The sequence below is a fragment of the Thermosynechococcus sp. OHK43 genome (assembly GCF_014466085.1).
GTDB lineage: Bacteria > Cyanobacteriota > Cyanobacteriia > Thermosynechococcales > Thermosynechococcaceae > Thermosynechococcus.
In genome coordinates this window covers 1-10,732 of the sequence record NZ_JACOMP010000200.1, presented here as the reverse complement: position 1 = coordinate 10,732, position 10,732 = coordinate 1, and the positions used below count along the sequence as shown (strand labels likewise).

9 protein-coding genes are annotated in these 10,732 nt (G+C 53.8%); 6 read left to right on the top strand and 3 right to left on the bottom strand.

Going from position 1 to position 10,732, the window contains the following annotated elements:
* The 3 genes from H8Q75_RS08645 to H8Q75_RS08635 all read left to right on the top strand — a co-directional run.
* Positions 1–491, top strand: a 491-nt coding sequence (locus H8Q75_RS08645) for an ABC transporter permease (protein WP_297041141.1), incomplete at its 5' end; no start/stop codon positions are given.
* Positions 492–537: 46 nt separating this feature from the next.
* On the top strand, positions 538–1,713 hold the full coding sequence (locus tag H8Q75_RS08640) for a SpoIIE family protein phosphatase (RefSeq protein WP_024124345.1): 1,176 nt from the start codon (positions 538–540) through the stop codon (positions 1,711–1,713).
* A gap of 73 nt (positions 1,714–1,786) precedes the next feature.
* On the top strand, positions 1,787–3,205 hold the full coding sequence (locus H8Q75_RS08635) for a hypothetical protein (RefSeq protein WP_297041140.1): 1,419 nt from the start codon (positions 1,787–1,789) through the stop codon (positions 3,203–3,205).
* On the opposite strand, the gene H8Q75_RS08630 is transcribed toward H8Q75_RS08635, so the two are convergent.
* From H8Q75_RS08630 to H8Q75_RS08620, 3 genes are all read right to left on the bottom strand, one after another.
* The gene (locus tag H8Q75_RS08630) at positions 3,202–4,824 is read right to left on the bottom strand and encodes an MBL fold metallo-hydrolase (protein ID WP_024124344.1); all 1,623 of its coding nucleotides are present in this window, start codon (positions 4,822–4,824) and stop codon (positions 3,202–3,204) included. The two genes, H8Q75_RS08635 and H8Q75_RS08630, sit on opposite strands and share 4 nt — an antisense overlap.
* A gap of 32 nt (positions 4,825–4,856) precedes the next feature.
* Positions 4,857–4,991 carry a hypothetical protein gene (locus H8Q75_RS08625; RefSeq protein ID WP_024124343.1) on the bottom strand — a complete coding sequence of 45 codons (135 nt, stop codon included), beginning with the start codon at positions 4,989–4,991 and terminating at the stop codon, positions 4,857–4,859.
* A gap of 68 nt (positions 4,992–5,059) precedes the next feature.
* Positions 5,060–5,875: an FAD-dependent thymidylate synthase gene (locus H8Q75_RS08620; RefSeq protein WP_024124342.1), complete on the bottom strand. Its 816-nt coding sequence runs from the start codon at positions 5,873–5,875 to the stop codon at positions 5,060–5,062.
* A 330-nt stretch (positions 5,876–6,205) separates the two neighbouring features.
* Between H8Q75_RS08620 and H8Q75_RS08615 the strand changes: the two genes are divergently transcribed.
* The 3 genes from H8Q75_RS08615 to H8Q75_RS08605 form a co-directional block, all read left to right on the top strand.
* A complete protein-coding gene (locus tag H8Q75_RS08615) occupies positions 6,206–7,030 on the top strand; it encodes an alpha/beta hydrolase (RefSeq protein WP_297041139.1) in 825 nt (274 codons plus the stop codon).
* Between the two features lie 373 nt (positions 7,031–7,403).
* Positions 7,404–8,390 (top strand): GGDEF domain-containing protein, encoded by a 987-nt coding sequence (locus H8Q75_RS08610; RefSeq protein ID WP_297041138.1) that lies wholly within the window; start codon positions 7,404–7,406, stop codon positions 8,388–8,390.
* A gap of 119 nt (positions 8,391–8,509) precedes the next feature.
* Positions 8,510–10,732 (top strand): efflux RND transporter permease subunit (locus H8Q75_RS08605; protein WP_297041137.1); only part of this gene is annotated, 2,223 nt, incomplete at its 3' end.

Sequence of the window (10,732 nt, the reverse complement as noted above, 5' to 3'; positions counted from 1 at the left end):
TCTATCTGCTGGTGGCCTTGGCGGCAGTACTCCCGGTGGGGCTCAGTAGTGGTGAGCGATTCCTGCTGATTACAGTGATCACGTCCTTTGTGAGCTGGGCAGGGCTAGCGCGAGTCATTCGTGGTCAGGTTCTAGGCATTAGGGAAATGGCCTTTGTCCAAGCGGCACAGGTCATGGGGGGGCGATCGCTCTACATTATTGTGCGGCACATTATTCCCCAAACAGCGACCTACGTGATTATTGCGGCAACGCTCTCGATTCCCAGCTTTATTGTGGCGGAATCGGTGCTCAGTCTCATTGGCTTGGGGATCCAACAGCCGGATCCCTCCTGGGGGAATATGCTTTCCTTGGCAACCAATGCCTCAATCTTGGTCTTACAGCCCTGGTTGGTCTGGGCGCCGGCCACACTGATTGTGCTTACGGTGCTGTGTTTCAACATTGTCGGCGATGGCCTGCGGGATGCCCTTGATCCCAAGCGGATACAAAAATAGCCAAAGCCCTTGGGATACACTAGGGGGAGATTCTTAGAATTAGGCTATGAGTGGCGATCGCCAGCCCTATCAAATTCTGGTTATTGATGATGATCCCACCACCCGATTCCTGTTGCGGAAAATCCTAAGGGATTTGGGCTATCAGGTATCCGTTGCCAGTCATGGCCGCGAGGGGATTGCGATCGCCACCGCCGAGAAACCCGCCTTGATTATCTGCGACTGGATGATGCCCGAACTGGACGGCCTAGAGGTGTGCCGTCACATCAAGCAGGATCAGGAACTCTCCCGCAGTTTTTTTATTCTACTCACGGCCAAAGGGGAACTGGAGGATCGCATTCAAGGCTTGGATGCTGGTGCCGATGAATTCTTGTCAAAGCCCATTGACCCTAACGAACTGCGAGCACGAATTCAGGCGGGTCTGCGCCTCTATCAACTGAGTCAGGACCTGCTTAAGCAAAAACAACTCCTTGAGGCTGAGCTTCACGAGGCTGCTGATTATGTGCGGTCGCTCCTGCCGGCTCCCCAAGAAGCTCCCTGCAAAATTAACTACTACTTCTTGCCTTCCAGTCAGTTGGGGGGCGATTGCTTTGACTTTTGCTGGGTGGGCGATCGCTATTTAGTGCTCCACATTCTCGATGTTTCAGGCCATGGCTTGGGGGCGGCTCTGCCTTCGGTCTCCGTTTTGAATCTGTTGCGGAGCACAACGCGGGAGCAAACCAGCGGCACGTTTGATTTCCTCCAACCTGCCCAAGTTCTTGAAGCCCTCAACAATGGCTTTCAAATGACGGCTCAGCACGAAAAGTATTTCACGATTTGGTACGGCGTGTACGATCGCCAAACGCGGCAGTTGACCTATGCCAGTGGTGGACACCCGCCGGCACTCCTCCTCACCCCTGAGGCTGATCAATGGCGAGCTACCCTCCTCAAGACCCCGGGCATTCCCATTGGTATGTTTGCTGACATGGTCTTTACCCAAGCCACGATTGAAGTCTCCCCTTCGGCAGTTCTCTATCTCTTTAGTGACGGCGTCTATGAGTTTGAAACAACCGACAATCAGGTTTGGGGTCTGGAAGCCTTTAGGGAATTACTGATTGCTGCCCATACCCAAAACCCTGTGCCCCCATTGTCCCAGTTGATTTCCCAGGTGCAAAGGCATGCAGCGCCCGCTGCCTTTGGCAGCGATGATGTTTCACTGGTGCAAGTGGCGTTCTCCCACCCCTAACTGGGGGCTCCAGATTGCATAATACGGCATCTTCTGTGCAATATCCTAAGCAGTAGCGGAGTGAAGGTGAGCTATGGGCGGATGGGAGTTTTTATTGCAAAAGGAGGGCGATCGTGCTTGGTTGCCCCTAGAGCCACCCTCGGCGGAAGTTTTGGAGGGCAGTTACCGCTTGATGGCGCGCTGTCCTGTTCCCGAAACCTCTGTGGAAGTGCAAATTACCCATCTTTACGATGATCAGGGGGTGTCCAAGCAACGCTATCAACGCCGCACCCACCGCAGCAGTTCCACAGGACTCATGGGTATTCTGCCCTTTACGTATTTGCAGCCGGGGCGTTGGGAGTTTCGATGCCGTGTGGCGCGAGAGGGGGTGCTGGATTCAGAGGTGTTTGCGATCGCCCTTGATGTCCTTGCCCAAAGCGAAGCATGGGACTTGCCCACACCAGAAACCTTGCCTGCGGTTCCAGAGCAGCCAGTTAAAGCCGCCGACCCCCCTCAGCCCCAAGAACCCTCCCCTGCGCAGTTGCCCACGACGCTGATTGAGCTGCCCCAAAGTGCCTACACAATCTTTGCCGATGAAACGTTGGTTTTGGAAGGCACAGTTGCCGTTCCCGGTACAGTGGTGATTCGCTTGCGCAATCCCGTCACCCGCGATGTGGTACAGGAGCACTCAGTGCCAGCGATCGCCCGCGAGGGAAAATGGGGGTTTCAGTGTACACTCACCCCCTTGGCGGATTATCCAGTCATGGTGGGGGAAGCCCGCCTCCTACCCAACAAACCCCTAGAACACAGCGATCTTCGCCAAGTCCAAGCCTTTATGGTCACGGTGCTCCCGGCACCCGAGATCCCTGCCGTCTCTGCGCCGCCCCAACCCTCCCCCCCGAAGCGTAAAACGCCCACTGGCCCGCAGTTGCCCATCTTGGGGGATACGGCCCTCCAACCTGTGCCGGTGAGCGGTTTTTCCCTACCGCCCCAACTGAAGCCTGTGAAAGCGCCCGTTGTTGTGGATTTGCCCAGCTTTTGCCAGCCCTTGTCTGCGGTTACTGTATCACCGCCTCGCGATTTGCCCATTGATCGCCAAAAGCGATTTTGGTCGCGATTGCAGCAGTTGGCTGAGTTAGCGCCCCCCCTTGAAACCACACCCCCAGTATCGACAAATCCTGAGAGTACCTATGTATTGACCCCACCCCAGCTCCTGCTGTCACCGGAGCCACTGGTATCGCCGCTGCACCTGAAGGTGAATTTGCCTGCAACACAACGGGGTTGCTCCGTCAAAGTGTGGATCACCAATGGCGAAACAGGGGAGTTAATCGCTGGCCCCCGCTGGCTAGTGGAGTTTGACTTTTATCCCTATGGGGATTACTGGCAAACTGTCCTTCACATTGACGTGCCTTCTAGGGTCTATTCCATTGCCCTGATGGCGATCGCCATTGACCCCAAAACAGGCGCGGAAAGCCCCACTGTGGCTCTGCAGCGACAGTTACAAACTCCCTAGCTTTCGGGTTCCGGTTGCGTTTCCGCCCGCTCAAAGGCTGGACAATAGCCCTCCGGTGCCACTTTGAAGTTGTAGAGGGCAGAGGCTTCGTTCCAGCAGCGTTGACCGCGATAAAACTGACAGTTAAAGCAACTGGGCTGGTCGGGCAGGATTAGGGCTGAAGTACCACCGAGTACTTCTTTGGGAGTCATGCCGCGAATCAGTAATTGCTCCCCTTGCCAAGAGGCCAGAACAAAACCGGTATCTGCCAGCCGTCGCCAGCGCGGATCGGTGGTAATAGAAGCTGGTAGGTGAATCATGACTTCATGATTCCACTCACTCACCTCTCCCTCATAGGCCAGTTGCACCAATGAACTGGGCGTCGAAAGGGTCAATTGGCCAATGGGAAATTGAATCGTTGAGCCACTGGTGGGGGTGTGCAGATGGTAGCGGTTACTCAATTCATTCAGGCTAGCCAAGTCCGCAAGGTAGTTGGGATTGCCGTGGATCAGCACCACATGCTGCGGTCGGATATTGTGAATCAGTTGAGTTGTTGCAGGACCATCAGCATGGAGGGAGAGTAAAAACGTATCCACCTCCACATTGGGTAAGTCTCCAAACTCAGGATAGCCTTCCCGTACGGGTTGACCATAGCGTAAACGTGGATAGAGCACTAGCCAAGGTCGTCCCCCTTGGGTCACGTAGGGGCGCAGGTCTTGATCCTCCTCCACAAGAATAATGGTAGGGACTTCACCTCGAATTTGCGCCAAATTCCTCAAGGGCTGCACTTGGGGTTTGACCCGCTGATCCCAAAAGAGGGACTGGTGGTGGGCAAAGTTTTGAATGGCGGTGGGTAAATGGGGCAAAACCGTGAGGTAGGCATCGCAACCGCGGGCGATCGCTGGCCCCACCCAAATCTGAATCGGCTGTCCTGTAAAGAGATGATGACTGCGCAGGAGGATGAGAATTTCTTGGGCAGTACCGAGGGGAGGCAGGGGAAGCAATAGATTATAGCCCTGGTCAATCGCTGTGCGGATGCGCTCCGCCAATTGGTTTTCCTGTTGCCGGCGGTGGGGGTGTCGCGCTGTGCCCAAGCTGCCCTCAATGATGAGCACATCCGGTTGCAATCCCCGTAGATCCGCAAGGGGTAGTCCTTCCGTAAAGCGAGTATGGGACAGGAAAAAATCCCCCGTATAAACCACGCTCAGGGGCGGTTGCTCTGGGTCTGGATCGTGATAGGTGAGGACAAAAACCGCTGCCCCCGGCAGATGCCCCGCAGGAAAGAGTTCAGCCGTTAGGCCATCGCCAAACTCCACGGGCGATCGCCAAGGTAAGGCACGGCAAAAGGGAGGCACCGTTTCATCTGGCCAATTCAGGGGCAACAGTTGCGTTGTCACTTCACTGGCATAGATCGGAATATGGGGGAAACGGCGATGGAGTGCCAACAAACTGCGGGCATGATCCGCGTGGGCATGGCTACAGAGCACTAGATCAAAGGGATGCTGTTCAATCTCAGCAAGGGGCAGGACATCAAGAGACGGCACACCGCAGTCCAGCAAAATTCGATAGGTGCCAATTCCTAAGCCAATGCACACCCCCTCCTCAGCGTGACCCACCCCATAGTTGAGGCACTCGATCATGAATGGCGATCAGTCACCCTCCCTAGTTAGATTTAATGAGCAGAACCGTTGCCGTGGTACTGATCCGTGTCGTAGAAGCCATTGCGGGTGCCAAAAAACAAACACAACAGAATAAATACAGGCGTCATGGCCAGCAGAATGGGCTTTACGCTAATCACAGCATCCATAGTTCACGCCTCGCTATAGTCAAGTAAATAGTCAAGTAAGCCTCTTCTGGTACTCAGTGTATCGCGGATCATTTGCGGGGACTTGCTGATTTTCTCTCCTCAAAGTAACGGAGTTGTCGCCAGCCAACAAAATTCGCGTAGGACTGGCGATCGCCCATACATTCCGCCACGTGCTCGAGGGGAGAGAGGTGCTTCGGTTCTGCTCCCGCCAAGCGCTCATAGAGGGCAAGATCAGAGGCAGGGTCACTGCGTTGACCATCCCGCAGATAGTAGGACACCCGTGCACAACGGGCCACAGACATATACTTGCACTCCTCGAGACTATATTGCTGGCGCTCAGTCGGATCGATGTAGGGTAGGTGCCAATCTCCCACAGCCACAGGAGTGGGTTCATGGGTCTCCAGCAAATGCTGAATCAGCTTGGCCAAGGCCTGCATTTCTGGCTGGGCATCGGGGTGATTGCGCAGGCGCAGAAAGTTATCCCACTCGGTACTGCTGACAACCGTTTGCATCCACATCCACGGTTCAAGCATGCGGTTGACCACTTGCTTATGAATTCCCAGCTCATGGAGCTGGCGTGCCCCCTCAAGAACTGCGAGGCGAGTTTTCAGCCAGATTTCCTTTGCCGCCTCCTTTTGTTCACTTTCTTCACGCGCCTGCATCCCTCGCTGGTTTTTTCCCCAATGGTAGGGGATGACTGGGTTCTGTTCCACTTGTGCCATCATTTTAGCCACGGGAACGGCTCGCGAACTGGCGGAATTGCGAGAAAACACGCGATGGGTGAGGAGTTCACTATGGATAAAGCGCGGATACGTCAGTTGAAGCGTCACCAAGCGCACCCCTGCTGGCGAAATTGAATCGGCAATTACACGCCCATCTTGCATCTTTGTCTCTTCTGAATCTCTGCCTTTTCTAGGCTAGTGTAAGGGGAACACCATCCGCTATTTTGCAGAACCTGACTTAGGAAGGTTAATCGGTGCTGTCCTAGCAGCAGCTCGTGGCACAGGGGCTGCCCTGCGGCAGCGGTTGGCCGGTCAATAAGCTGTTCAAGACCGCTTACTCACTGCGAGGCAGTAATAAACTTTTGCTAAATCATTTGGCGCCACTCTTAGAGATGTTATGCTTTTTGTAGAATTTTTCTGGGGGTTTCCAGCTCAATTCATTCACTAAAAGCTAAAGAAACTAACTCCAGCTTTTATCAGTGCGAAACTTCTATGCAAATTACAAGTCAAGTTCCCTGTGTTCCCGAGTCTCTCAAGCCCTACGTCCAGATGGATGGCTGGGGTGAGGTTCCTGTGGTGCTTGGACATGGCTTTGGTACTGATAAAAGCGCTTGGGACTATTTAAACCCTTTCTTCCCTAAGGGCTTCACCTATATCCGCTATGATCTTGCAGGCTGTGGCTCCGATGAGGATACGCAACACCGCTATGATGTCCAAAGACACAGCCATTTGTATGGCTATGCCGATGATCTCATTGAATTGCTGGATAATCTTGGCGTTCAATCTTGCATCTATGTTGGGCACTCGGTCAGTTGCATGATCGGTGCCATTGCCGCGATCGCCAGACCGGACCTATTTCGACGACACATCTGGATTGGTCCCTCCCCTTGCTATCTCAAGGATGAGAACTATCCTGGCACCCTAACCCTCGCCGACCTACAGGCCATTTATGAGGCAATGGTGACGAACTATCAAGCATGGGCTGCGGGTTTTGCCCCACTCATGTTTGGGGTGAAGGAGGAGCACCAGCTAGCTGACTTTTCTAAGACCCTCTTTCGATTGCAGCCAGGGATTGCCCTGCGCACTCTCCGGATGATTTTTGACTCCGATACCCGCTCCTTTGTCGGCAAGGTACAGCAGCCTGTACACCTGATTTTTAACCGCAATGACTTCGTAGTTTCCCAAGGGGTCGCCCTGTGGTTACATGCCACCCTGCCCCACAGTACCCTTGATTGGATCGACGCTCAAGGCCATCTTCCCCACATGACCCATCCCACAGCCGTTGGTTCTTTACTCAAAAAATACATAAGCATATAAATGCACAATCTATTCTGGTTAGGGCATGCTAAAAAAAGTGCAGGAACACCTACCCCGCCAGCTTCTTCCCGCGCCCGATACTATCACAGCATTTTGTCATCTAATCGCAAATTGGTCGCAATCTGAGCTTGTTCTCGCCCTAACGATTGATCAGCAAGGCAATTGCGCACAAATTATCACCACAACCAGCACTACCAAATTTCCCAATCTGCAAATCATCGGGCCGTGGCGAGATTTGGTCCAGGGAGCTGTTATTGATGTTTTGCCTTTTCTCAAACTGCCCTCTATTTTTTTCTGTCTTTTAAATAAGGTTGAGCGAATTGTCTACATCCCCTGCGGTGACCCAGAGGATTGTTGCCAGGGGTTGCTACTGGTGAATCCCGTCGAAGGCCCGCTGCGGCAACTCGCAGAACAGAAAGGCTACATTGCGGCTCTGTACCGCCAACTGTTGATCCATCATCGTCAAAGTCAAAATAGCTTCATCTTTGAAGTGCAATTCCAAGATATTTTCGACACAGTGCCGCTGGGCTTGGTTTTAATCAAAGGGGATGGCTCTACAGCAATGGTCAATTCCTACGCTGCTCAATGGCTGCAACTGCCAGCGGGCAGCCATCCAGTTCAGATCGTTGCCGAGCACATGAAACAGGCGCGGGAGCGATGCGATAACCGCGATGAGCTAGCCAACATTTTTCAAGGGCTGGCTGCTAATGGCAACTTCAGTGCGCAGGGGGAGTGTCGGATGGGTGAGAAAACATTTCTCATTGATACCCACCCGGTGCGTGGCGATAGTCGCCTAGGGCGCGTGTGGATCTTTTCTGACATCAGTGATATGCGGCAGCGGGAGCAAGCACTTTTGGCTTTGGCTTGGTTAGATCCCCTCACTGGCGCTTTCAATCGTCGCTTTCTGTTGAGTCGAGTTGAGGCTTATGAATCCCAGGCCGCTACGGGAGAAGCCCTGCTCACGGTCATGATTTTTGACATTGATCACTTTAAGCGCATTAACGATACCTATGGTCACGATCAGGGGGATGTGGTTCTGCGCACCTTGGCGGCAAGGGCAAAGCAGGTGTTAGAAGACCGCAAAGAGGGCATTTTGGTCCGCTGGGGAGGCGAGGAATTTGTCCTGTTGTTTTTTGTTGCCTACGAAGAGGAGGCGAGAGCAACGGCCGAGGAACTGTGCTCAGTCGTGAGAAGCCAGCCCGTGGAACTCGCAGATCAGCAGTTTTTATCTGTGACAATTAGTTTGGGTGTCACTCTGTTTAGAATGGGGGAACAGGTGCTCAGTGACTCAATTCCTCGTGCTGATCAAGCTTTGTATCAGGCGAAACATGGGGGGCGCGATCGCTGGGTGTGGGCATAGACCCCATTGCTTTTGGGAAGCAGTTCGACCGCTGGGAAACGATGTTAAAGTAGCGGTGTCTAAAAAGATGACTTTTACAGTAATTGGCTACAGTAATTGACTAGGGTAATTGACCTGCCATGACCTCCCCACGCTTTAGTTTTAGTGGCTTGGCGGTAACCCGCCACATCGGCACTCTGATGCTGACCCTCACAGTCGTGGTTTTGGCGGTCTTTACCCTTCTGCGTCTGCAAGTGGATCTACTGCCGGGGATTACCTACCCGCGCATTGGTGTACGGCTGAATATTCCGGGGGTGATACCTAGTGTTGCTGTTGAGGAGGTGACCAAGCCCCTTGAGGAAGCCCTGAGTCGCACGGAGGGGGTGGTGCAGGTCTATTCCCAAACCCGTGAAGGGCAAGTCAGTATTGACCTATTTTTTGAGCCCGGTGGCGATGTTGATCAGGCCCTCAATGAGGTCACCGCTGCCTTTAACCGTGCCCGCAGTACCTTGCCCGATATTATTGAGTCGCCGCGACTGTTTAAGTTTGATCCATCGCAATTGCCAGTTTATGAGTTTGCACTGACCTCAGAAACCCTTAGTGGCCGCGAGTTACGAGTCTTTGCCGATGAGGATTTGGAGCGCGAACTCAGTATCGTCCCTGGTGTGGCAGGGGTGGATGTCTCTGGGGGGACGACCGAAGAAGTACGAATTCTTGTGGATCTGGATCGATTGCAGGCCACAGGGGTGGGGTTAAACCAAATTTTAACGGCGCTGAGCGATCGCAACCAAGATGTCTCAGGCGGACGTATTCGCGGCCAAAGCGCAGAACCTTTAACGCGAACAGTGGGGCGCTTTCGTAATCTCAGTGAAATTGAGGATGTGGTGCTGACAGGCACCAATGGTCAGCGGGTCTATCTGCGGGATGTGGCACAAGTTGTCGATGGCAGTGCCGAACAACGGGTATTTGTGACACTCAATGGCCAACCCGCGGTTAAAATCAGCATTTTCAAGCAACCGGCAGCCAATACAGTGGAAGTGGCCGATGGGATCAAGCGACGTTTAGCGGCGCTACAGGCAGCCAATCTCGTCCCCCGCGATGCGCGGATTATTCCTGTCCTTGATGAGTCGGTTTATATCCGCAACGCCTTGAACAATGTGATCACTGCAGGTCTGACGGGAACCCTCTTGGCGGCGATCGCTGTGCTGCTGTTTCTTGGTTCGGTACGGCAAACCCTGATTATTTTGCTGGCCATTCCCCTGTCCACGATGGCGGCGATACTGCTGATGGGGCTATTTAATTTCTCTCTGAATGTTTTTAGCTTGGGTGGCCTGGCGCTCGGGGTTGGCATCGTCGTGGATAACGCCATTGTGATGTTAGAAACTTTGGCGGAGATTGACCCTCAGCACATGATCCAAGAACAGTACCTTGAGGAGGTGAAACGGCGTAGCCAAGGTATTGAATCAGCGCTTGTAGCATCTACCCTCACTAACTTGGTTGCTATTTTGCCTTTTTTGTTGTTGGGGGGCTTGATTGCACTGCTCTTTAATGAGTTGATTCTAACGATTAGTTTTGCCGTTGCCGCATCGCTGCTGGTGGCACTCACGGTGGTGCCGGCCTTAGCCTCCCGCCTTTTGGGGGTACGGGTGCAAAATCGCCTACGGCAGGTGGCCTTTATTCGCCTTTTTAATGAAAAGTTCCTCTGGCTGAGGGGACGCTATGAATGGGCCTTGGGGCAAGTGCTACGGGCACGCTGGCTAGTGGTTGGGCTGGCGATCGCCCTCTTGGGCGGTGGCAGTTGGCTCCTCAGCCAGCAAATTCCCCAAGAGTTGCTACCACGGATTAATACTGGTCAAGTCAACCTGAGCGCCATTTTTGCGCCCGGAACACCCCTGCCCCAGAGTCGCCGTGTCATGGCGGCAGTGGATGAGGTGCTGATGGCCCAACCCGGCACAGAGGCAGTCTTTACCACAACGGGTGGCGCCCTCCTTGGCACGAATACGATTGCCAATCCGTTGCGGGCAAATAGCAACATTATTCTGCGGCGGGGTGTTAAGGTGGATCGCTATATCACAGTAGCCACACAAGCCCTTGATCAGCTCAACCTGGTGGGAGTGCGGCTGCGTCTGAGCCCTGGCCAGGTGCGTGGCATTATTCTCACCAACTCACCCGTGCGCGGCGCAGATCTGGACGTAATCCTACGGGGCAACGATGAAGACACCCTGAGCCGCTTTGGTCGCCAAGTCCTGCGAGTCCTTGATGAAAAGGCCACATTAGTGCGCTTTCGTCCCGATGCCGATCCTCCCCAACCCGAAATTCAAATTTTGCCGGATTGGGAGCGGGTCGGCGAACTAGGGCTGAAT